The following is a 21,077-nucleotide window of genomic DNA, read 5'->3' as shown; positions in this document are numbered from 1 at the left end:
TACAGGAGGATCCGCGGGCGGGTCGTACGGTCGCATCCACCGATCGGCTGATGCCGGGTCGAGCGCGACGGGCGATGTGGCGACGGGGCCCGGACCGGGACGCTGATGCCATGTCCGTCATCGAAGTCAGCGAACTGCGCAAGTCCTACGGCGGCCGGGCCGTCGTCGACGGTGTCTCCTTCGCCGTCGAGGAGGGCGAGATCTTCGGAATCCTCGGCCCGAACGGCGCCGGCAAGACCACCACCGTCGAGTGCGTGGAGGGCCTGAGGGTCCCCGACGCGGGCCGGGTCAGGATCACCGGCCTCGACCCCGTCGCCGACCACGCGCGCGTGTCCCGCGTCCTGGGCGCCCAGTTGCAGGAGAGCGAACTCCAGGCCAAGCTCACCGTCCGTGAGGCCCTGGAGCTCTGCGGCACGTTCTACGACAAGCCCCTCGACTGGCGGCCGCTCGCCGAGCGCCTTGGGCTCACCCAGAAGCTCACCACCCGGTTCGGCAAGCTGTCCGGTGGCCAGAAGCAGCGCCTGTTCATCGCGCTCGCCCTCGTCGGCGACCCCCGGATCGTCGTCCTGGACGAGCTGACCACCGGCCTCGATCCGCGCGCCCGCCGTGACACCTGGGACCTCATCGAGGACATCCGCGCGAACGGCGTCACCGTTCTGCTGGTCACCCATTTCATGGAGGAGGCGCAGCGGCTCTGCGACCGGATCGCCGTGATCGACAAGGGCCGGATCGCCGCCCTGGACACCCCGGCCGGGCTCATCCAGCGCTCGGCGGGCGCCACCGTCATCAGCTTCACCCCGTCCGCCCCGCTCGACACGCACGAGCTCGACGCGCTGCCCGCCCTCGCCTCGATCGAGGACCGGGACGGCCGTCTCACCCTGTCCGGCACCGACGAGACCGTGAACGCCGTGATCACCCTGCTCGCCCGCCGGCACGTCACCGCCCACCAGCTCCGTGTCGTCGACGCCACCCTCGACGACGCGTTCCTGGACCTCACGAAGACCGACACCCAGGAGGCCGCGGTATGAACACCGCCGTACTGCGGACCGAGGTCCGGCTCTTCCGCCGCGAACCCGGCGCCCTGTTCTGGATCCTGCTGTTCCCGACCCTGCTCCTGGTGATCCTCGGCTCGATCCCGTCCTTCCGGCACCACGAGGCCGATCTCGGCGGCCTCAGGACCATCGATGTCTACGTCCCCGTGGCCGTGCTGCTCGGTCTGATCGTCGGCGGCCTGCAGTCCATGCCGCAGACCCTCACCGGCTACCGTGAACGCGGCATCCTGCGCCGCATGTCCACCACCCCGGTCCGCCCGAGCGCCCTGCTCACCGCGCAGATGACCGTCTACGGCGGTGCCGCCCTGGCGTCCGCGCTGCTCGCCCTGCTCGTCGGCCGGTTCGCCTTCGCCGTACGGCTGCCCGAGCAGCCCCTCGGATACCTGCTCGCGCTGGTCCTCGCCGTGCTGGTGGCCCTGGCGCTCGGCGGGGTGGTCTCCGCGCTGTCCCGGACCACGAAGATCGCCGGCGCCATCGGGTCCGCCGTGTTCTTCCCCGCGATGTTCTGCGCGGGCGTGTGGGCGCCGGTGCAGACCATGCCGGACGTGCTCGCCCGGATCGTCGGGTACACGCCGTTCGGCGCGGCCGCCGAGGCCCTGAACCGGGCCGCGGCCGGCGACTGGCCGGGCTGGACCCACCTGGGCGTGCTGGTCGCCTGGACGGTACTGCTCACGGCTGCCGCCTCGCGCTGGTTCCGCTGGGAGTAGGGGAACAGGCAGTGCAGACTGAGGACATGACCGCGGTGGACTCGCAGATCGAGCGGCGCCTGGAACAACTGCACATCTGGGGGCCGTACGCGCTGCTCGGTGTCAGCGCCGTCCTCGCGGTCGTCTCCGCGGACCTGATGGACGGCCCCGCCGAGTGGTACACCGCCGGGGCCCTGGTCGCCGCCGCGATCCTGCTTCAGGTGTGGTGGCACGGCACCCGGTACCGCCGCGCCGACCGCGGCCGCAGCCCCTCCCGGGCCGGGACGGCGTACTACGCCGTCCGCTGGGCGATCGCCTTCGTCCTCACCTGGATCAACCCGTTCTTCGCGTTCTACGCCGCCACCGGCTACATGGACGCCGACGAGCTGATCCCCGGCTTGTGGCGGCGGCTCGGACTGTTCGCGAGCGCGGTCATCGTGGCGGGCGCGCAGGTCGGCGGACTGCCGGTGACCAGCACCGCCCAGTGGCTCGGGTTCACCGGGCTCCTCTTCGTCAACTTCGGCCTCCAGGCGTTCGTCGCCCACATCACCGAGCAGGAGGAGCAGCGCTCCCGGGAGCGCGCCTCGACCATCGAGGCCCTCCAGCAGGCGCTCGACGAGAACGCCGCCCTTCACGCCCAACTCCTGGTCCAGGCAAGGGAAGCGGGCGTGGCCGACGAACGCCGGCGGCTCGCCGCCGAGATCCACGACACCCTCGCCCAGGGCCTGACCGGGATCATCGCCCAGCTCCAGGTCGTCGTGAACACCCCCGACGAGAAGCAGGCCCGCGAGCACGTCCACCGGGCCATGGACCTCGCCCGGCACAGCCTCGGCGAGGCCCGCCGCTCGGTGCACAACCTCGCCCCCGTCGCCCTGGAGCACGACGGGCTGCCCCAGGCCCTGAAGAACACCGTCGCCGACTGGGGCGAACGGACCGGAATCCGCGCCGAGTTCACCGTCGCCGGAACCGCCGAGCACCTTCACGACGAGGTCTCGGCCACCCTCCTGCGCATCGCCCAGGAAGCCCTCTCCAACGCCTCCCGGCACGCCGGGGCGGGCCGCCTCGGCGTCACCCTGACCTTCCTGGGCGAGGAGGTCATCCTCGACATCCGCGACGACGGCGTCGGCTTCGACCCCCTCGTCCTGCCGCCCCGCACCCACGCCGGCGGCTTCGGCCTCGACGGCATGAGGGCCCGCGCCGAACGCATCGCGGGCTCCCTGACCGTCGAGTCCGAACCGGGCCACGGCACCGCGCTGTCGGCTCGCGTACCGTTGGTCCGCCATGACCGGTGACATCTCGGTGCTGATCGTCGACGACCATCCCGTCGTACGGGACGGTCTGCGCGGCATGTTCGAGTCCGCGCCCGGATTCGCCGTCCTCGGCGAGGCGTCCAACGGCGTCGAGGCCGTCGAGCGGGCCGCCGCGCTCGACCCCGATGTGATCCTGATGGACCTGCGGATGCCGGGCGGCGGTGGGGTGGACGCCATCCGCGAACTGACCCGCGCCCGGGCCCGCGCGAAGGTCCTCGTCCTGACGACGTACGACACGGACTCCGACACCCTGCCCGCCATCGAGGCGGGAGCGACCGGCTACCTCCTCAAGGACGCCCCGCGCGACGAGCTGTTCACGGCCGTGCGGGCCGCGGCGGCGGGCCGTACGGTCCTCTCCCCGGCCGTCGCCTCCCGCCTGGTCTCCGCGGTCCGCGCCCCCGGCAACGAAGCCCTCTCCGCCCGTGAGCGCGAGGTGCTGGCCCTGGTCGCCAAGGGCACGTCCAACAAGGAGATCGCCCGCGAACTGTTCATCAGCGAGGCGACCGTGAAGACCCACCTCACCCACCTGTACGCCAAGTTGGGCGTCAAGGACCGCGCGGCGGCCGTCGCGACGGCGTACGAGCGGGGGATCCTCGGCTAGGCGGCCGGGTACGGCAGCAGGGTGGCGTCGACCTTCTCCCACGCGGCCTTCAGCTCGGCCAGCAACTCCGGCCGGTCCGGGGCGAGATCGGCCTGCTCGCGCAGGTCGGCGCCGAGGTCGTAGAGGTGGTCCTTTCCGGTGGAGTCCCGGTAGTACTTCCAGTCTCCGCGCCGCAGCGCCCGGTTGGCCCGCACGCGCCAGAACAGGTCCCGCTCCGGGAGGTCTTCGCCCCGCAGCAGGTATCCGGCCAGACTCGTCCCGTCCAGCGGGTACGCCGGGTCCGGGCGTGCCCCCGCGACCTCCAGGAAGGTCGCCGTCCAGTCCGGGGAGAAGTTCGGCTCGTGGCTGACCTGGCCGCCGTCGACGCGGTGCGGCCAGCGCACGATCGTCGGCACCCGGATGCCGCCCTCCTGGAGGACGAACTTCTCGCCGCTGAGCGGCCACAGGTACGACCAGCGCTCGCCGCCGTTGTCGCTGGCGAAGTACACCAGCGTGTGCTCCTCCTGCCCGGAGCGGCGCAGCGCGTTGAGCACCTCGCCGACGGCCGCGTCGAGACTCTCCACCATCTCGGTGTACTTGGCGACCGAGCCGCCGTCGTAGTGGTTGAGCGCGGCCGACACCTCCGCCTGGCTCTTCGCGTCGCGGATCTTCGCGGCGATCTCCGCGCCGGTCTCCTCGTCGCCCTCGGCGAGCCAGGGCCAGTGCGGGGTCGTGAAGTTGAGGTTCAGCAGCCAGGGCGTGCGGTGGTCGCGGCTCACGTACTCCACGGCCCGCTCGGTGAGGACCTCCGTGTAGTAGCGCAGGTCCTTGTGGGTGGCGTCGCCCTCGTAGAGGTCGTAGTCGCCGAGCTGGCCGAGCTTGGAGAAGTACTCCAGCACCCCGCCCCGGTTGCCGAAGAACTCGTCCCAGCCGGACTTGGTGGGGCTGTACTCAGGAAGCCAGCCGCAGTGCCACTTGCCGATGAGGGCGGTCGCGTAACCGGCCTTCTTCAGCAGAGAGGCGAGGGTGGGGTGGTTCGGGTCGAGGCCCTGCGTCCTGTTCGCGATCGGCTCGGCGAGCCCGCCCGGCGTGCGCCCCGGGTACCGCCCGGTGTACAGGCTGAACCGGGTCGGCGAGCAGGTCGAGGACCCCGAGTACGCGTCGGTGAACCGCACCCCCTGCCGGGCCAGCCGGTCCAGGTTCGGCGTCCTGATGTGCGGGGCGCCGTACGACGACAGGTCGGCCCAGCCGAGGTCGTCGCCCAGGATGACCAGGAGGTTGGGGCGTCTGCTGGAGGAGCCCCCGGTCCGGGCCCTGAAGGGACGTTCGGCGGGAGCTTGAGCGGCCTCGGCGGCGGTCGTCGTACCGGCGACGGCGGTCACGGCACCGCCGCCGACGAGACCACCGAAGGCACGGCGGGAGATCTCGGGCATGCGAGCGAGTCTGGTCAGCGGGTCGATGCCATGGCCAGCGATCACATGAGCTGTTCACGGACCTGCAACAAGACCTCAGCCGGCCACCCGCAGCAGCAGCACCGCCCGCGCCGGAACCGTGATCGACGCCCCCGCCCGGTGCACCACGCCCGGCGCCTCCTCCTGCTCCTCCCTCGACGTGTCGACGACCACCTCGTACCGCTCGGCCCACGGCGGCCCCGGCAGCAGGAAGCTCGCCGGCCGGTCCCCGGCGTGCAGGACGGCGAGGAAGCTGTCGTCGACGATCGGCGCGCCGCGCTCGTCCCGGCCGGGTATGTCCCGCCCCGACAGATACATGCCGAGGCCGGCGGCGGGCGCGTACCAGTCCCGTTCCGTCATCTCCGTGCCGCGGGCGGTGAACCAGGCCAGGTCGCGCAGGCCGTCCACGGAGTGCGCCCGCCCCGAGAAGAACGCCCGCCGCCTGAGCACCGGATGCCGGTGACGCAGGTCGATCAGCCGGGCGGTGAGGTCGAACAGGGCCTTCCAGCCGGGGTCCTCCAGCAGCCCCCAGTCCACCCAGCTGATCTCGTTGTCCTGGCAGTAGGCGTTGTTGTTGCCGCGCTGGGTGCGGCCCAGCTCGTCGCCCGCGACCAGCATCGGCACGCCCGTCGACAGCAGCAGCGTGGTGAGCAGGTTCCGCAACTGCCGTCGCCTGAGGGACCGTACGCGCTCGTCGTCCGTCTCCCCTTCCGTCCCGCAGTTCCACGCCCGGTTGTCGTCCGTGCCGTCCCGGTTGCCCTCGCCGTTCGCCTCGTTGTGCTTCCGCTCGTACGACACCAGGTCCCGCAGGGTGAAACCGTCGTGCGCGGTGATGAAGTTGACCGAGGCGTAGGGCCGCCTGCCGCCCCACGCGTACAGGTCGCTGGAGCCCGACAGCCGGTAGCCGAGGTCCCGCACGTCCGGGAGCGCGCCCCGCCAGAAGTCCCGCACGGCGTTGCGATAGCGGTCGTTCCACTCCGTCCACAACGGTGGGAAGGCGCCCACCTGATAGCCCCCGGAGCCCACGTCCCACGGCTCGGCGATCAGCTTCACGCGCCTGAGCACCGGGTCCTGGGCGATGACCGCGAGGAACGGGGACAGCATGTCGACGTCGTGCATGGAACGGGCCAGCGCGGCGGCCAGGTCGAAACGGAAGCCGTCCACGCCCATCTCCGTCACCCAGTAGCGCAGGGAGTCGGTGATGAGCCGCAGGACATGCGGCTGGACCACGTGCAGGGTGTTGCCGCAGCCGGTGTAGTCCGCGTAGCGGCGGGCGTCCGACTGGAGACGGTAGTAACCCCGGTTGTCGATGCCCTTCAGCGACAGCGTGGGGCCGAGTTCGCCCGCCTCAGCCGTGTGGTTGTAGACCACGTCGAGGATGACCTCGATCCCGGCGGCGTGCAGCGCGCGCACCATGCGCTTGAACTCGCCGACCTGCTGGCCCGTCGTACCGGAGGCGGCGTAGCCCGCGTGCGGCGCGAAATAGCCGATGGAGTTGTAGCCCCAGTAGTTCTTGAGACCGCGGCGCAGCAGGTGGTCCTCGTGGGCGAACTGATGGACGGGGAGGAGCTCCACGGCCGTGACGCCGAGTCTGACGAGGTGCTCGATCGCGGCCGGGTGCGCCAGCCCGGCGTAGGTGCCCCGGAGTTCCTCCGGGATGCCGGGGTGCAGCGCGGTGAAGCCCCGCACATGGACCTCGTAGATCACCGAGTCCGCCCACGGTGTCTTCGGCCTGCGGTCCTCCGCCCAGTCGTCGTCATCGTGGACCACCACACCCTTCGGGACGTACGGCGCCGAGTCGCGGTCGTCCCGTACGGTGTCAGCGACCTGCTGCTGGGGCCAGTCGCGGACATGGCCGTACACCTCGGGCGGCAGGCTGAAGTCGCCGTCCACGGCGCGGGCGTACGGGTCGAGGAGCAGCTTCGCCGGGTTCCAGCGGCCGCCGGTCCACGGGTCCCAGCGACCGTGCACCCGGAAGCCGTAGCGCTGGCCGGGCATGACGCCGGGCACGAAGCCGTGCCAGATCTCGTGCGTGAGCTCGGTGAGCCGGGCCCGGGTCTCCCTGCCGTCCGCGTCGAACAGGCACAGCTCGACGGCCTCGGCGCCGCCCGCCCACAGCGCGAAGTTGGTCCCGGCCACCCCGTCCGGGCCGACCCGGAACCGGGCGCCCAACGGCGTCGGCGCACCGGGCCACACCGGCACGGCCGGTACCGCCCGCCGCGCCCCGTTCACCAGCGCGGCGGGGCGCTCCTCGGCGGCTTCCGTCACCGCCTCCTGCTCGGCTGCGCTGGACACCGGTCGGCCTCCCACGGCTCGTGGAACGAGGTGGAAAAGAGCGCACGGCGTCCCGGCCGCGGCACCCCCTCACGTCGTTCTCCCCACTGTTCTGCCCACCGCTTGCCTCGCACTCACGGGTTCGCTCCGCCGGGTTGGGCGGGGCGCCTGAGGAAGCGACGGGTTCGGTTGTGGAGCGGCTGCGGGCCTGTGGGGGCTTGTCGCGCAGTTTCCCGCGCCCCACAAACGGCGGTATGTCCTCGTTGCCGTAGATCCAAAGGTCACGTTTCCCCCTGGTGGGCCGCGTCGTTTAGCTCCACGTGAGGCATGGACATCGGCGCGCTCGGCGCGCGGGGGCCGCTTTGGCCGCCGTACTGACATGGGCAGGACTGCTGGCCGGAGCCGCCGGCTGTACCGAGGACGGGGGCGGTGGGATCGGGGGCGTCGGCGGGTTCGGGAAGCCTCCCGCACCCGAGGACGTCATCCGGGTCGCCCCCGACGACGGCACCAAGGGCGTGCCGCCCGAGGAGAGACTCCGGGTCCGGGTGCCCAGCGGGCGCCTGGAGTCGGTCACCGTCGTCAAGTCCCAGGACGCGCAGGAGTTCCCGGTACCCGGGCACCTCTCCGACGACGGCCTGCGCTGGGAACCCGACGAGGCACAGCTGGCGCTGGCCGCCAAGTACACCGTCGACGCGGTCGCGCTCGACGCCCACGGCCGCCGCTCGGCCCGGCACACCACCTTCACCACCTACGTCCCCGACGAGCGCTTCATCGGGTACGTCACCCCGGAGAACCGCTCCACCGTCGGCACCGGGATGATCGTCTCCCTGGAGTTCAACCGGGAGATCGAGGACCGCGCCGCCGTCGAACGAGCCGTACACGTCACCTCGAAGCCGTCCGTCGAGATCCGTCCGCACTGGTTCGGCAACGGCCGCCTCGACTTCCGCCCCGAGCACTACTGGGCGCCGGGCACCCGCGTGACGGTCGCTCTCCGACTGCGCGACGTGGAGGGCGCGCCCCACGTCTACGGCCTCCAGTACCGGACCTTCTCCTTCACCGTCGGCCGCAGCCAGCTCTCCCTCGTCGACGCGGCCGCGCACGCCATGCAGGTCCGAAGGGACGGCGAACTGCTCGCCACCGTGCCGATCACCGCCGGCGCGCCGAAGACGACCACCTACAACGGCAAGATGGTCGTCACCGAGATGCTCGAAGTGACCCGCATGAACAGCCGCACGGTCGGCTTCGGCGGTGAGTACGACATCCCGGACGTCCCGCACGCCCTGCGGCTGACCGACTCCGGCACCTTCCTGCACGGCAACTACTGGGCGCCCACCGCCCCCGGCAGGGTCAATGTCAGCCACGGCTGTGTCGGCCTGAGGGACGTGAAGGGCGGCAGTTCGGACACGCCCGCGGGGTGGTTCTTCGACCGCAGCCTCGTCGGGGACGTGGTCGAGGTCGTCCACAGCAATGACAAAAAGGTCGCTCCCGACAATGGCCTCGGGGGATGGAATATGGGCTGGAAGGAGTGGAAGGCGGGCAGCGCGGTGAAGTAACCCGACAGGGGCGGTGACAGGGGGGGCGGCTTGGCCCGACTTTCCGTTGAGGTTGGGACGAAATGGTGACCTTGGACTCACACGATGCTCAAAAGTCTGCGGTTAATATTCGCCAACGCGTGCGTAGAACGCGCGGGGGAGCGGGCCTGACCTGGCCCTTCGAGGGGAGAAACACTTGAACGTGCGACCGATATCGGGGGCGTCGGTTGACGCGCGGGGGCGCGGGACCAGAGGGCTGTCGGCGCTGATACTCGGCGTTCTGCTGCTGGCCGTCACCGGCTGCGGCGGGGGAAATTCCGGTTCCGGTGACGCCAAGGCGGAGAAGGGCGGCTCGTCCGCCGGCGAGACCAAGCAGTCCGAGGCGGTTGTCGCCATCAGCCCGAAGGACGGCGCGAAGTCCGTCGACACCAGTGGCGCCCTCAAGGTCGGCGCCACCAAGGGCAAGTTGACCGAGGTCCAGGTCAAGGACGCCAAGGGCACCGCGATAACCGGGAAGATAGCCGCGGACGGCGCCTCCTGGACGCCGTCCACCCACCTCGCCTCCGGCACCAAGTACTCGGTGCACGCGGTCGCCAAGGACTCCGAGGGCCGTACGGCGGCCGAGGACTCCAGCTTCACCACCCTGACCCCGAAGAACACCTTCATCGGCACCTTCACGCCCGAGGACGGCTCGACGGTCGGCGTCGGAATGCCGTTCTCCATCCGCTTCACCCGGGGCATCACCAGCCCCGAGGACGTCGAGAAGGCCATCACGATCAAGACCACGCCGGCCGTCGACGTCGAGGGCCACTGGTTCGGCAACGACCGCCTGGACTTCCGCCCCGAGCAGTACTGGAAGGAAGGCACCAAGGTCACCGTCGCCCTCAACCTGAACGGGGTCGAGGGCCGCGACGGCGTCTACGGCAAGCAGAACAAGACCGTCTCCTTCACCATCGGCCGCAACCAGGTCTCCGTCGTGGACGCCGAGAAGCACACGATGAAGATCACCCAGGACGGAAAGACCGTCAGGACCCTCAAGGTCACCACCGGCAAGCCCGGCTACGACACCTGGAACGGCCAGATGGTCATCAGCGAGAAGCTCGCGGTGACCCGGATGAACGGCGAAACGGTCGGCTACGGCGGTGAGTACGACATCAAGGACGTCCCGCACGCCGCCCGACTCACCGACTCCGGCACCTTCATCCACGGCAACTACTGGGGCGGCGACGCCTTCGGCAACTACAACGCCAGCCACGGCTGCGTGGGCCTGCGTGACGTCAAGGGCGGTTACGACAGCGGGGTACCGGCCGCCTGGTTCTTCAACCACTCGATGATCGGCGACGTGGTCGTGGTCAAGAACTCCGACGACGCGACGGTCGCACCGGAGAACGGCCTCAACGGCTGGAACATGTCGTGGGAGAAGTGGCAGGCGTAGCACTCATGACGACAAGGGCCCCGGTGTGAGGTACGGCACCGGGGCCCTTGCCGTTAGTCGCCGTTAACCTGCCTGCATGACCGTGAATCTCGAAGTCGCCGAAGGTGTCGGCACCATCCGTCTCGACCGCCCGCCCATGAATGCGCTGGACGTGGCCACCCAGGACCGACTGAAGGAGCTCGCCGAGGAGGCGACGAGGCGCGAGGACGTGCGTGCCGTGATCCTGTACGGCGGGGAGAAGGTGTTCGCGGCCGGCGCGGACATCAAGGAGATGCAGGCCATGGACCACACCGCGATGGTCCTGCGCGCCCGCGCGCTCCAGGACTCGTTCACGGCCGTGGCCCGCATCCCCAAGCCGGTCGTCGCGGCCGTCACCGGCTACGCGCTGGGCGGCGGCTGCGAGCTCGCGCTGTGCGCGGACTTCCGGATCGCCGCGGAGAACGCCAAGTTGGGGCAGCCGGAGATCCTGCTCGGCCTGATCCCCGGCGCGGGCGGCACCCAGCGCCTCGCCCGGCTGGTCGGCCCCTCCAAGGCGAAGGACCTGATCTTCACGGGCCGTATGGTCAAGGCGGACGAGGCGCTGACGCTGGGCCTCGTGGACCGGGTCGTGCCCGCCGACGAGGTGTACACCCAGGCGCACGCCTGGGCCGCGAAGCTCGCACAGGGACCGGCGATCGCCCTGCGCGCCGCGAAGGAGTCGATCGACACGGGCCTGGAGACCGACATCGAGACGGGCCTCGCGGTGGAACGGAACTGGTTCGCGGGTCTGTTCGCCACGGAGGACCGCGAGCGGGGCATGAAGAGCTTCGTCGAGGAGGGCCCCGGCAAGGCGAAATTCCTCTGAACCCCTTGCAATTGACGCGATGTCTGATCCGGGTCCCTCGATGGGGCGGTTTATGGGAGCCTTAACGCAACCTTAAGTCTGCCTTGTCGAGGGAGTCCGTCGATTGCCTCCCAATGAGCCTCCGCCGCAGGTCAGCAGGGCTGTTGACGGCGACGAAGTGCCTGCGGCATATGCCGATCGACCCCGTCGGAGCGACGCATTCCGGGGGGCGTATTCGTCAGGAACGGCCCCGGCGGGCGCTTTGGGCGGCCATGATGGGGGCATGGCGGGGCTGGAGGGTTTCGAACAGCCGCGGGGAGACGGCCGTGCGACGGCTGCGCGCTGGTCTCCGGCGGTCGAGGACGAGCGCGCGCTGAAGGCGCTCGAACTGTTCGGAGATCCCACCGAGGCCGAGGTTCCGCTGCCGTCCCGGCCGGAGTCCGCGGCGGCCGCGCGACGCTTGACCCAGGTGATCGTCCTCCGGCACTGGGGGCTCACCCCGAAGATGACCGAGGACGCGGTCCTACTCGTCTCCGAGCTGGTCGGCAACGCGGTCCGGCACACGGGTGCGCGGATCTTCGGTCTCCGGATGCGGCGTCGGCGGGGGTGGATCCGGATAGAGGTCCGTGACCCGTCGCGCGGACTGCCCTGTCTGATGCCGGTGCAGGAGATGGACCTCAGCGGGCGAGGGCTGTTCCTGGTCGACAAGCTGTCGGACCGCTGGGGCGTCGACCTGCTGCCCCGGGGCAAGACGACATGGTTCGAGATGCGGGTGACGGACAGATAGCCGTGGGGCGATCGCCGGTGGGTCGATCAGCGTCAATCTCCGACACAACCCCTTAAATGGGGCGGGTGACCGCTACCGATCGTCGGGCAGTGCTCCTCGCTACCGCTGGGCTGACGTTGGCCACGGGATGTGCGACCAGGAAGGCCGGCGCCCAACCCGTCCCCTCCTCCAGCGGAGCCCCGGCCCTGCCCGCCCTGCCCGCCCAGCTCACCCACGGCCCCCGCGACCGCCCCCGGGTCGCCCTCACCTTCCACGGCGACGGCGATCCCGCCATCGCCCGTGCCCTGCTCACCGAGGCCGAGAAGCACGGCGCGCGCGTCACCGTACTGGCCGTCGGCACCTGGCTCGACGCGCACCCGGACATCGGCCGGCGCATCCTCGACGGTGGACACGACCTCGGCAACCACACCCTGCGCCACCTCGCCGTCAACGCGATGTCCGAGGCCGAGGCCAGAGCGGAGATCGTCGGCTGCGCGGAACGGATCCGACGGCTCACCGGGTCGGTCGGGACCTGGTTCCGCCCCTCCCGTACGCCCACCGCCTCACCCCTCGTCACGCGGCTGGCCCAGGAGGCCGGCTACCCCCACGTCCTCTCCTACGACGTCGACTCCCTCGACTTCACCTCGCCCGGCGCCGCCGTCGTGGCCCGCAAGGTACTCGCCGAGATCCGCGAAGGGTCCGTGGTGAGCCTGCACTTCGGGTACGCCGACACGGTCGCCGCCCTCCCCGTCGTACTGGAAGAACTCGACCGGCGCGGCCTGGCCGCGGTGACCACCACGGAGCTGTTCAGCTGATGCCTCCCACTCCCCTGAAGCGCAACCTCGTGAAGAGCACCCTGATCGCGGGCGCCGCGTTCGTCGCCCTCGCCGCCTGCGGCACCGGGGCCAAGGACGGAGCGGACCAGGCCCTCGGCACCAGGGCCGCAGTCCCCGCCCCCGTGAAACCGGTGCGGAAGCCGGTCCACGGACTGCCCGGAATGCCGCCCGTCCTCGACCCGCGGGACGTCTACGCGGCGGACCGGCCGAACAAGCTGTCACCGGTGGTCAAGGACTTCCCGTCGCGGATCTATGTGCCCAACACCGAGTCCGACACCGTCTCCGTCATCGACCCGAAGACGTACGGGGTCCTCGAGACGATCCGGGTCGGACGGCAGCCCCAGCACGTCGTGCCCTCCTGGGACCTGAAGACCCTCTGGGTCAACAACGACCGCGGGAACACCCTGACGCCGATCGACCCGAGGACCGGGAAGGCGGGCAAGCCCGTCGACGTGCACGACCCGTACAACCTCTACTTCACGCCGAACGGCAGGTACGCCGTCGTGATGGCCTCCCTCGACCGTGAGCTCGTCTTCCGCGACCCGCACACCATGGAGCGGGTCAAGACCGTGCCGGTCAGCTGCTACGGCGTCAACCACGCCGACTTCTCCCTGGACGGGAGGTACTTCATCGTGTCCTGCGAGTTCAGCGGAGAGCTGCTGAAGGTCGACACCGAGAAGATGAAGGTGATCGGGCAGGAGAAGCTCCCCTTCGCCGGGGCCATGCCGCAGGACGTCAAGGTCTCGCCGGACGGGAAGCGGTTCTACGTGGCGGACATGATGGCCGACGGGATGTGGGTCCTGGACGGCGACACGTTCAGCAGGCCGACCCTGCTGCCCACCGGCAAGGGCGCCCACGGCCTCTACGTCAGCCGCGACTCCCGCGAGATGTACGTCTCCAACCGGGGCGAAGGGACCGTCTCCGTCTTCGACTTCGCCGAGAACAGGCTCACCAAGAAGTGGCGCCTCCCCGACGGCGGCAGCCCCGACATGGGAGGCGTCTCCGCCGACGGCAAGGTCCTGTGGCTGTCCGGCCGCTACAACGCCGAGGTCTACGCCATCGACACCCGCACCGGCGCCCAGCTGGCCCGCGTCAAGGTCGGCAGCGGGCCGCACGGGCTCGCGGTGTACCCCCAGCCGGGGCGGTACTCACTCGGCCACACCGGCATCTTCCGCTGAGCCGCGGGCGCCCACCGGGGCGAGCAGCACCGCCTCCGCGCCCACCGGACGGTAACCGGCCGCCTGGAACGCCCGCATGCTGCGGGCGTTCCCCGGAGAGACCTGGGCCCACAGCGGCTCCTCGACGAGATGCCTCGCCGCCGTCACCAGCGCCCGCCCCAGACCCCGGTGCCGTACGTCCTCGTCCACCTCGACCGAGACCTCCAGGCGGCCGCCGACGCCGCGCCCCGTCAGCAGCACCCCGCCCGTTGTCGTCCAGGCGCGAATGCCGTCGCGGCGCCTGCGGGCGTACGCGATGCGGGGATGGTCCACATCCTCGATCTCCCGCAGCGCGAGCGGCGGTCCGCCCGGAAGCGGGTCACCGACCAGCATCGCGTCGACGGTCTCGGACCTGCGCCCGGTCCGGTCCAGGAAGGCGGTCAGGAACCTGGGGTTCAGTGTCGCGGCCAGCGCGTCACAGTCCAGGCCGCGCAGGGTGGCGTGGACCCACGCGGGGTCCTCGTCGGTGAACACGACCGAGTGCGCCGTGAAGGACAGCACGCCCGCGTCCCGGTGACAGGCCTGCGGTACGACCGTCGTGCCGCCGTCCGCGGGCGGGAACACCCCCCGGGCCGCCGCGTCGAGAATGTCCCGCAAGGTCTCCATCACACCGCTCCCCGAGTCCGTGCCCATCGGCAGGTCCACCCTCGCAGACCTGATCGAGCACGGCACCGCCGTTTCCCCGGGTGGGCGCCGCACCGCAGGTCGGACCGGGCCGCTAATCTGACCTGCGGCAGAAAGCCAGCAGGACACGACAAAGGCAAGAAAAGGGGCGGACCGGTGGCGCACATCGACATCGAGGAAGCACGCAAGCAGTTCGAGCGGATCGATGCGGACGGTGACGGCACCATCACCGCCGCCGAGTTCAAGTCCGCCCTGGCCCAGGGCGGCGACTGGAACGTGACCGAGTCGGTCGCCGCGGCGATCATCAAGAGCCGCGACCTGAACGGCGACAAGCTCCTGTCGTTCGACGAGTTCTGGGCCTTCCTGAACAAGTAGAGCCGACGGTGAAGGGGGCGCCCCGACGGGCGCCCCCTTCGTCATGTCCGGCCCCGGCCCCGGATCCGTACCGTCCAGCGGCCCTCGTGGCGCTCCAGCCAGATGGTGGGTGACCAGAACCGTGGCCAACGTCGGATGCTCCCGGCGCATGGCGTCCAGAGCCTCGATCAGCTGCTCGCGGCCCGGCAGGTCGAGGCCGGTCGCCGGTTCGTCGAGCAGCAGGAGCCGCGGCTCGGGCTCCCCCAGCTCTCGGCTTCGCTCGAGCCGGGCGGTACCCCCATGCGCGCGGGCGATGAGCGTCCGGCCGCGCTGCCCCTGGGAGAGGACCGGCCGGCGGGCGTCGGCGAGTTCGCCGAGGCCGAGGGTGTCGATGAGCCGATCGGCCCGGTCCCGCTGATCCTGCGTCGGCCGCCAACGGGGGAGCGGGGCCACGGAGTTGGTCAGCCCGGTCAGGACCACCCCGGACCCGCAGGGGCGCGGTGAGCGGATGACGCGGGTCGACGTGACCGACGTGGGCGCGCAGCTCCCGCAGATCGACCCGGCCGAGCCGGCGGCCCAGCACCTCGACCGTGCCGCGGGTGGGGTGGACCAGGGGCGCCCAGCAGGCTGAGCAGGGTGGACTTGCCCGCGCCGTTGGCGCCCAGCAGCGCCCAGTGCTCGCCCGCCCGGACGGTCAGGGAGACCTCCTGGAGGATCGGGCTGCCGTCCCGGACGACGTGCACGTCCTCGGCGCGCAGGACCTCCCTCACCGCATCGCCCGGTTCACCGCGGACAGTACGGCCTGTACGGCGGCGGCCTTTCCCACGCCGGCGCCCCAGGCCGTCGTACGGCCGTCGACGCGGCACTCGGCGAAGGCCGCCGTGCCGTCCTCGGCGAAGTCGACGACCTCGACGGCGTACCCGGCACCGGCGAGCGCGTCCACGAAGGCCGAGAGCGCACTGCCGCCCGTGCCCTCATGGTCGCCGACGCGGTCGTCGCACTCCAAAGTGCCGACGAAACGATGGACGCCGGGCGCCTCCTCGTACGCCGTCCCGTCGTGCAGGCGAACCTCGCCCTCCGTGAGATAGCGGGCCCGGAACAGCTCGTACAGCTCCTTCGGACTCATCTCCCGACCGCTCGTGTCGGTGGTCTCCTGGACGGCCCGGGAGAAGTCGGATCGCATGCGGGGCGGCAGGTCGATGCCGTGGTGCGTGCGCAGCAGATACGCCGCCCCGCCCTTGCCCGACTGGGAGTTGACGCGGATGACCGCCTCGTACGTACGCCCGATGTCGGCCGGGTCGATCGGCAGGTACGGGACCTGCCAGGGCTCGTCCGGGTGCTCGTCCCGGTGCGCGAGCCCTTTGCTGATGGCGTCCTGGTGGGTGCCGGAGAAGGCGGTGTGGACGAGGTCGCCGGCGTAGGGGTGGCGGGGGTGCACCGGCAGCCGGTTGCACTGCTCGACCGTCTCGCGGACGGCGTCGATGTCGCCGAAGTCGACCATGGGGTCCACCCCTTGGGCGTACAGGTTCATCGCGAGGGTCACCAGGTCGACGTTGCCGGTGCGCTCACCGTTGCCGAACAGACAGCCCTCCACCCGCTGGGCCCCGGCCAGCACGGCGAGTTCGGCGCAGGCGACGCCGGTGCCGCGGTCGTTGTGCGGGTGGACGGAGAGGATCACCGAGTCGCGGCGGGCCAGATGGCGGTGGGCGTACTCGATCTGGTCGGCGTAGACGTTCGGGGTGGCGATCTCGACGGTGGCGGGCAGGTTGTGGGTGACCGGGCGGTCCGGGCTCGCGTCCCACAGCTCCGTCAGCCCGTCGCACAGCTCCAGGACGAAGTCCGGCTCGGTGAGATTGAAGGTCTCGGGGGAGAACTGGAAGCGAACCGCTGTGCCTCGGAGGGTCTCGGCCCGCCGTGCCATGTGCTCGGCCGCCTCCCGCACGGTCCGCCACACCTGCTTCCGGTCCCGGCCGAGGACGACGTCCCGCCACACCGGTGAGGTCGCTATGTACAGGTGGACGACGGCACGCGGCAGGCCGGCGATCGAGTCGAAGGTCTGGTCGATCAAGTCCGTGCGGGCCGGGGTGAAGACGACGGGAGTGACGTCGTCGGGGACGCCGCCGCCGGTCACCAGATGCCGTACGAAGTCGAAGTCGGTGCGGCTCGCGGAGGGATAGCCGACCTCGATCTCCTTGAAGCCGATGCGCACCAGCAGTTCGAAGAAGCGGCTCTTGCGGGCGCTGTCCATCGGTTCGGCGAGGGCCTGGTTGCCGTCGCGCAGGTCGACGGGGACCCAGAGCGGGGCGCGCTCGATGCGGGCGGAGGGCCAACCGCGGTCGGTGACCGGCACGTCGACGCGGTCCTCGAAGGGCCGGTAGCGGTGGAACGGCATGGGGCTCGGACGCTGGGGGTTCCAGACGGAGGTCACGGTGTGTCCTTCGGCTCGGTCTGCGGACGGAGACCGGCAGCACGGCGTCCCGCGGCGGGGTGCCGGTCGCGTCAGGCCCCGCCGCGGCAGCCGAGAAGAAGGAGACCGCGGAAGATCACGGAGGTAGGCTAGTCACTCCTCAGCTCCTCAGACAAGTGAGAATCGGCTGAGTACCTCTTTGTCCTCGCACGAGTTGGTGAACCACAGATGCCGCTGGGCCCCGTACGCCCCAGTCCCCTGGTCGATCAGGCCGCCGAGCGGCTGCGCGAGCAGATCACCACCGGGCACTGGCCCGTCGGCACCAAACTGCCCGGTGAGACCACGCTCGCCAAGGAACTCGGTGTCGGCCGCTCCACGGTCCGCGAGGCGCTGCGGGCGCTGGCCGGGGCGGGGCTGGTGCAGCCGCGACAGGGCGCGGGGGTCTTCGTCACCGCCACGGAGGTGGTGCAGGACTGGCCCACACGGCTGCGCCGGGCCGCGGTCACGGACGTCTACGAGGTCCGCATGGCGGTGGAGGTCCACGCGGCCCGCCTCGCCGCGCGCCGCCGTACGCCCGAGGACGTGGCGGCGATGGAACTCGCGCTGGAGGGCCGACGGGCGGCCTCCACCTCCTGCGACGCGGCCTTCGTGGACGCGGACATCACCTTCCACGCGGCGGTGGTCGCGGCCGCGCACAACCCCGTACTCGCCGACCTGTTCAGGGAGTTCAGTCCCGTCCTGCGCGAGGGCCTGGTCGAGCTGCTGGCCCTGACCGGCCTGCGCGACCATGACCCCAATACCGCGGACGAGGCCCACGCGGCACTGGTGCGGGCGGTGGCGCACGCGGACGCGGAGGGGGCGGCGGAGATTCTGCGGGCGGAGCTGGAGGATCCGTTCGCGGGGTGCGGACCGGGCGCGACAGGCCGGGCACGCTGCTGAGCGACTGGGGCCTCTCACCGGCCCCCGGCGGTCACACGATGTCGAGCGGCCGGTGCGGTCCGGCCGGTGGCTCGATCCCGACCGTGTCCCCGGGGCGCACCACACCCCCCGCCGCGACGACACCCATGATCCCGGACCGGAAACGGACGGCCCCGTCCGGACCCCGCCGGGCGACCTCCTTCAACAGGCCCTTGCGGAAGCCGTCGATCTGCGCACACGGATTCCGCAGGCCGGTCACCTCGACGACGGCCTCGTCGCCCAGGTGCAGTCTGGTCCCCACCGACAGCCCGAGCAGGTCGACCCCGCGCGTCGTCACGTTCTCTCCGAGCTCCCCGGCGCCGACCTCGAACCCGGCCGCACGGAGCTCCTCGAACAGCTCGGCGTGCATCAGATGCACCTGCCGGAGGTTCGGCTGCGAGGGGTCCTTCCTCATCCGGAACCGGTGCTTGACCGTCGATCCGCCATGGACATCCCCCTCCACCCCGAACCCGGCGACCAAGGTGATGCTCTCCCGGTTCGGCTTCGTGAAGGAGTATGTCCCGTTGCTGCTGACCGCAGTGACCTTCCCGCCCATGGGGCAAGCCTACGAGCAGGGCGCGGGTCAGGCCTCGGTCGCCCACTCGCGCAGGGCCGCCTTGCTCGCGAAATCGGCGACGTTCTTGTCCACGGGGTCGTCGGTGTACTGGTGGAAGCGCCACTTCGCCTTGATACGGGGCTTGCCCGCCGTGACGTAGTCGGCGATCCAGAGACCGTCGCCGGCGTACGAGGTGGTGTCGATGTTCAGCCAGTAGTGCCGGTTCGTGTAGAGGACGACCCGGTTGTTCGGGCGGAGCTGCCTCACCTTGCGGATGAAGGAGTCCTTCTCCGCGTTGCTCGCGTGGGTGCCGTCGCCCGTGGTCTCCCAGTCGACAGCGAGGATGTCGCCGCCCTTCTCGGGGGCGTGTTTGACGAAATACTCGGCCTGGGCGGTGAGGTTGCCGGGCCACAGGAAGTGGTAGAAGCCGACGACCAGCCCGGCGTCGCGGGCGTGCTTGGTCTGCGCCGAGAGCTTCGGGTTGGTGTAGGAGCGGCCCTCCGTCGCCTTGATGAAGACGAAGGAGAGCCCCTCCGTGCTGTAGGTGGAGGACTGGTAGGCGCTGACATCGATGCCACGGAGCATGTGGGGGCTCCCTGAAGTGAGAGGGGGGGACGGGAGTTGATGATGCCCCACATGCCCGGCGCGGGAACCCCGACCGCTTCCCTGCGCCGCCCCGAGCGACCCGGCAGCCTCGCCGACCTCAGCGTCCGTGCGGACGGAGGAGGAGAATACGGGGGACACGCCGTACAGGTCCGTCATGCCTGGTGTGCAGCGAATGCGGGCGTTTTCGTGCACGGACGCGACGAGCGCTGTGCCCGGTACTTTTCTGCGGGTTCTGTATATGGCGGGGGTTTTACCTTCCCTTGTTCCTTGTCTGGAGGGCGAGTGGGCTCCCGTTGGATCGACTGCCGTCCGGCCGTTGTTCCCTTGGCCATGCGCTGACCTCTGACTGGTGAACCATGTCCGCTCCTTTACTTGGCGGCGATCACTTGACGTGATCGTGCATGGCTCGACGCGCGGAGTGCTCGGCGTGGACGGGGAGGACACGAATCCCCTCCAGATCGTCGAGGCGGTCAGAGGAAATCCGCATTACCAGGGCGGATGTGTGAGACTCCTGGTCTGTCATTCCGGTGTATCCGGTGTGGGGCAGGATGTCGCCAATGGTCTGGGTGTGCCCGTCTGGACTCCCACCACCAAGGTCGGCGTCATGCCGAGCCTCGGGTCGCAGGAGCCGTTCCTGGAGCCTGGGGGGACCTGGCGGATGTTCCTTCCCATGGCGCGAGGTGCGCACTGATCATGCTGAGAGTCGGGTTTGTCCGGGAGTTCTTCGAAGGGCCGGTCGATCTTCCCGGAATCCATGAACTGACGCGCTCGGAATCCGGGGAATGGCGCGAGACCGCGGCTCTCGCCGTCGCCTATCTCGCGGCCGCACCGGTGGTCGCCGAATTCACCGAGACCGAGCAGTGCCTGCTGGGCTGCGGCGAGAACCTCGTGGCCTGCTCGTCGCTGTTCACCGACGGCTCCTGGGTCTGGCGCGGTGACCTCAGGCACTACGTGGGAGGCCATGGCGTGACCCTGCCGACGGAATTCGTCGAGCGGATGCGCGAGTTCGAATGGAAGCCGCCGGTCGATGTCGTCGACGCGGCGGTGGCGCGCCTGGCCCTGCAGACAGCGTGGCAGGTCGCCTGATGGACGGGTTGGCGCTATTGAGGATGGGGACGGCGAAATGACGGGCTCAAGAACGGAACGCCGGTCCGCCGGCTCCGAGACCCTGCTGGACGTGCTGCTGCGCTGGACAGGGATCCGGCGCCGCACTTCCATGGGGGACATCGCCGACTTCGACGGCGGACAGCCGCTGCGGGTCGTCGGGTTCACGCAGAACATCGGCGGGGAGGTCAGGGTCTCGGTCGGCGGGGGCAAGCAGGTCGCCCGGATGCGGCAGGGCCATCTGCGGCTCGCCCCGGGTGAGCCGCCGCTCTGGAAAGACGCGCGGGGAGACAGGAGCGCGACCCTTCAAGCACCGTTCCGGCTGAAGCCGACGGGCGGGAAGGTTCGGCTGGCACCGAAGTTCGAGCGGTACGAACTCGTCACCGGCGCCGGGACGTACGACCTCGCGGTGCCGACGAAGGACGTGGAACTGGTGCGGCACGCCCTGGGCGGTGGAACGGGGCCCGGGTGAGCGACGGGTGAGTGCCGTGCCGCAAGTTCTCGATA

At 70.6% G+C, this 21,077-nt stretch carries 20 protein-coding genes and 1 pseudogene; 14 read left to right on the top strand and 7 right to left on the bottom strand.

Features of this window, described 5'->3' with window-relative positions; translation table 11 throughout:
* The first annotated feature begins 110 nt into the window (after positions 1-110).
* The 4 genes from ABZT93_RS11530 to ABZT93_RS11515 are packed head-to-tail and all read left to right on the top strand — an operon-like array spanning position 111 to position 3,649.
* On the top strand, positions 111-1,028 hold the full coding sequence (locus tag ABZT93_RS11530; protein ID WP_356102319.1) for an ABC transporter ATP-binding protein: 918 nt from the start codon (positions 111-113) through the stop codon (positions 1,026-1,028).
* Positions 1,025-1,759: an ABC transporter permease gene (locus ABZT93_RS11525; protein ID WP_356102317.1), complete on the top strand. Its 735-nt coding sequence runs from the start codon at positions 1,025-1,027 to the stop codon at positions 1,757-1,759. Before ABZT93_RS11530 ends, ABZT93_RS11525 begins: the two co-directional genes overlap by 4 nt.
* Before the next feature lie 26 nt (positions 1,760-1,785).
* Entirely contained in the window at positions 1,786-3,030 is a 1,245-nt protein-coding gene (locus ABZT93_RS11520; protein ID WP_356102314.1) for a sensor histidine kinase, read from the top strand.
* A complete protein-coding gene (locus ABZT93_RS11515; RefSeq protein ID WP_356102313.1) occupies positions 3,020-3,649 on the top strand; it encodes a response regulator transcription factor in 630 nt (209 codons plus the stop codon). The genes ABZT93_RS11520 and ABZT93_RS11515 overlap by 11 nt, the downstream gene beginning before the upstream one ends.
* On the opposite strand, the gene ABZT93_RS11510 is transcribed toward ABZT93_RS11515, so the two are convergent.
* Complete coding sequence (locus tag ABZT93_RS11510) at positions 3,646-5,061, bottom strand: sulfatase-like hydrolase/transferase (RefSeq protein WP_356102311.1); 1,416 nt, start codon at positions 5,059-5,061, stop codon at positions 3,646-3,648. The two genes, ABZT93_RS11515 and ABZT93_RS11510, sit on opposite strands and share 4 nt — an antisense overlap.
* A 75-nt stretch (positions 5,062-5,136) precedes the next feature.
* Entirely contained in the window at positions 5,137-7,374 is a 2,238-nt protein-coding gene (gene glgX / locus ABZT93_RS11505; RefSeq protein ID WP_356102309.1) for a glycogen debranching protein GlgX, read from the bottom strand.
* A gap of 299 nt (positions 7,375-7,673) precedes the next feature.
* Here glgX and ABZT93_RS11500 point away from each other — a divergent pair, with 299 nt between their 5' ends.
* From ABZT93_RS11500 to ABZT93_RS11475, 6 genes are all read left to right on the top strand, one after another.
* A complete protein-coding gene (locus ABZT93_RS11500) occupies positions 7,674-8,906 on the top strand; it encodes an Ig-like domain-containing protein (RefSeq protein ID WP_356102306.1) in 1,233 nt (410 codons plus the stop codon).
* Positions 8,907-9,081: 175 nt separating this feature from the next.
* Complete coding sequence (locus ABZT93_RS11495) at positions 9,082-10,320, top strand: Ig-like domain-containing protein (RefSeq protein WP_356102303.1); 1,239 nt, start codon at positions 9,082-9,084, stop codon at positions 10,318-10,320.
* Positions 10,321-10,396: 76 nt separating this feature from the next.
* Complete coding sequence (locus ABZT93_RS11490; RefSeq protein WP_356102301.1) at positions 10,397-11,164, top strand: enoyl-CoA hydratase-related protein; 768 nt, start codon at positions 10,397-10,399, stop codon at positions 11,162-11,164.
* Between the two features lie 262 nt (positions 11,165-11,426).
* Entirely contained in the window at positions 11,427-11,930 is a 504-nt protein-coding gene (locus ABZT93_RS11485) for an ATP-binding protein (protein WP_356102298.1), read from the top strand.
* A gap of 56 nt (positions 11,931-11,986) precedes the next feature.
* Positions 11,987-12,724, top strand: a complete 738-nt coding sequence (locus ABZT93_RS11480; RefSeq protein WP_356102295.1) for a polysaccharide deacetylase family protein — start codon at positions 11,987-11,989, stop codon at positions 12,722-12,724.
* Positions 12,724-13,923 carry a YncE family protein gene (locus ABZT93_RS11475; protein WP_356102293.1) on the top strand — a complete coding sequence of 400 codons (1,200 nt, stop codon included), beginning with the start codon at positions 12,724-12,726 and terminating at the stop codon, positions 13,921-13,923. The genes ABZT93_RS11480 and ABZT93_RS11475 overlap by 1 nt, the downstream gene beginning before the upstream one ends.
* Here the strand turns inward: ABZT93_RS11475 and ABZT93_RS11470 are convergent.
* A complete protein-coding gene (locus ABZT93_RS11470; protein ID WP_356102903.1) occupies positions 13,894-14,568 on the bottom strand; it encodes a GNAT family N-acetyltransferase in 675 nt (224 codons plus the stop codon). The genes ABZT93_RS11475 and ABZT93_RS11470 overlap by 30 nt on opposite strands.
* A gap of 174 nt (positions 14,569-14,742) precedes the next feature.
* Here ABZT93_RS11470 and ABZT93_RS11465 point away from each other — a divergent pair, with 174 nt between their 5' ends.
* A complete protein-coding gene (locus ABZT93_RS11465) occupies positions 14,743-14,961 on the top strand; it encodes an EF-hand domain-containing protein (RefSeq protein WP_356102901.1) in 219 nt (72 codons plus the stop codon).
* Between the two features lie 99 nt (positions 14,962-15,060).
* Here the strand turns inward: ABZT93_RS11465 and ABZT93_RS11460 are convergent.
* Together ABZT93_RS11460 and ABZT93_RS11455 are read right to left on the bottom strand one after the other, a co-directional pair.
* Positions 15,061-15,710: pseudogene (locus ABZT93_RS11460) on the bottom strand (ATP-binding cassette domain-containing protein); the annotation flags it as partial.
* The gene (locus ABZT93_RS11455; protein WP_356102898.1) at positions 15,707-17,332 is read right to left on the bottom strand and encodes a 2-isopropylmalate synthase; all 1,626 of its coding nucleotides are present in this window, start codon (positions 17,330-17,332) and stop codon (positions 15,707-15,709) included. The gene ABZT93_RS11455 and the pseudogene ABZT93_RS11460, both read right to left, overlap by 4 nt.
* Before the next feature lie 243 nt (positions 17,333-17,575).
* Between ABZT93_RS11455 and ABZT93_RS11450 the strand changes: the two genes are divergently transcribed.
* A complete protein-coding gene (locus tag ABZT93_RS11450) occupies positions 17,576-18,286 on the top strand; it encodes an FCD domain-containing protein (RefSeq protein WP_356102291.1) in 711 nt (236 codons plus the stop codon).
* Between the two features lie 31 nt (positions 18,287-18,317).
* On the opposite strand, the gene ABZT93_RS11445 is transcribed toward ABZT93_RS11450, so the two are convergent.
* Together ABZT93_RS11445 and ABZT93_RS11440 are read right to left on the bottom strand one after the other, a co-directional pair.
* Positions 18,318-18,860 (bottom strand): MOSC domain-containing protein, encoded by a 543-nt coding sequence (locus ABZT93_RS11445; RefSeq protein ID WP_356102288.1) that lies wholly within the window; start codon positions 18,858-18,860, stop codon positions 18,318-18,320.
* Between the two features lie 27 nt (positions 18,861-18,887).
* Complete coding sequence (locus ABZT93_RS11440) at positions 18,888-19,445, bottom strand: glycoside hydrolase family 25 protein (protein ID WP_356102286.1); 558 nt, start codon at positions 19,443-19,445, stop codon at positions 18,888-18,890.
* A 714-nt stretch (positions 19,446-20,159) separates the two neighbouring features.
* On the opposite strand from ABZT93_RS11440, the gene ABZT93_RS11435 reads away from it, so the two are divergent.
* Complete coding sequence (locus ABZT93_RS11435; protein WP_356102284.1) at positions 20,160-20,552, top strand: hypothetical protein; 393 nt, start codon at positions 20,160-20,162, stop codon at positions 20,550-20,552.
* A gap of 37 nt (positions 20,553-20,589) precedes the next feature.
* On the top strand, positions 20,590-21,042 hold the full coding sequence (locus tag ABZT93_RS11430) for a hypothetical protein (RefSeq protein ID WP_356102281.1): 453 nt from the start codon (positions 20,590-20,592) through the stop codon (positions 21,040-21,042).
* Positions 21,043-21,077: the final 35 nt, after the last annotated feature.

The sequence above is a fragment of the Streptomyces sp. NPDC005303 genome, assembly GCF_040607335.1.
In the GTDB taxonomy this organism is placed as follows: Bacteria; Actinomycetota; Actinomycetes; order Streptomycetales; family Streptomycetaceae; genus Streptomyces.
The sequence above is the reverse complement of the archived record's forward strand: the minus strand, read 5'-3'. Positions and strand labels throughout refer to the sequence as shown.

Excerpts from the sequence above, each read along its gene's own strand:
- ABZT93_RS11530 (WP_356102319.1), top strand. The coding sequence starts at position 111 with ATGTCCGTCATCGAAGTCAGCGAACTGCGCAAGTCCTACGGCGGCCGG.
- ABZT93_RS11525 (WP_356102317.1), top strand. The coding sequence starts at position 1,025 with ATGAACACCGCCGTACTGCGGACCGAGGTCCGGCTCTTCCGCCGCGAA.
- ABZT93_RS11520 (WP_356102314.1), top strand. The coding sequence starts at position 1,786 with ATGACCGCGGTGGACTCGCAGATCGAGCGGCGCCTGGAACAACTGCAC.
- ABZT93_RS11515 (WP_356102313.1), top strand. The coding sequence starts at position 3,020 with ATGACCGGTGACATCTCGGTGCTGATCGTCGACGACCATCCCGTCGTA.
- ABZT93_RS11510 (WP_356102311.1), bottom strand. The coding sequence starts at position 5,061 with ATGCCCGAGATCTCCCGCCGTGCCTTCGGTGGTCTCGTCGGCGGCGGT.
- ABZT93_RS11490 (WP_356102301.1), top strand. The coding sequence starts at position 10,397 with ATGACCGTGAATCTCGAAGTCGCCGAAGGTGTCGGCACCATCCGTCTC.
- ABZT93_RS11485 (WP_356102298.1), top strand. The coding sequence starts at position 11,427 with ATGGCGGGGCTGGAGGGTTTCGAACAGCCGCGGGGAGACGGCCGTGCG.
- ABZT93_RS11480 (WP_356102295.1), top strand. The coding sequence starts at position 11,987 with ATGGGGCGGGTGACCGCTACCGATCGTCGGGCAGTGCTCCTCGCTACC.
- ABZT93_RS11475 (WP_356102293.1), top strand. The coding sequence starts at position 12,724 with ATGCCTCCCACTCCCCTGAAGCGCAACCTCGTGAAGAGCACCCTGATC.
- ABZT93_RS11470 (WP_356102903.1), bottom strand. The coding sequence starts at position 14,568 with ATGGAGACCTTGCGGGACATTCTCGACGCGGCGGCCCGGGGGGTGTTC.
- ABZT93_RS11455 (WP_356102898.1), bottom strand. The coding sequence starts at position 17,332 with ATGCCGTTCCACCGCTACCGGCCCTTCGAGGACCGCGTCGACGTGCCG.
- ABZT93_RS11450 (WP_356102291.1), top strand. The coding sequence starts at position 17,576 with ATGCCGCTGGGCCCCGTACGCCCCAGTCCCCTGGTCGATCAGGCCGCC.
- ABZT93_RS11445 (WP_356102288.1), bottom strand. The coding sequence starts at position 18,860 with ATGGGCGGGAAGGTCACTGCGGTCAGCAGCAACGGGACATACTCCTTC.
- ABZT93_RS11440 (WP_356102286.1), bottom strand. The coding sequence starts at position 19,445 with ATGCTCCGTGGCATCGATGTCAGCGCCTACCAGTCCTCCACCTACAGC.
- ABZT93_RS11435 (WP_356102284.1), top strand. The coding sequence starts at position 20,160 with ATGCTGAGAGTCGGGTTTGTCCGGGAGTTCTTCGAAGGGCCGGTCGAT.
- ABZT93_RS11430 (WP_356102281.1), top strand. The coding sequence starts at position 20,590 with ATGACGGGCTCAAGAACGGAACGCCGGTCCGCCGGCTCCGAGACCCTG.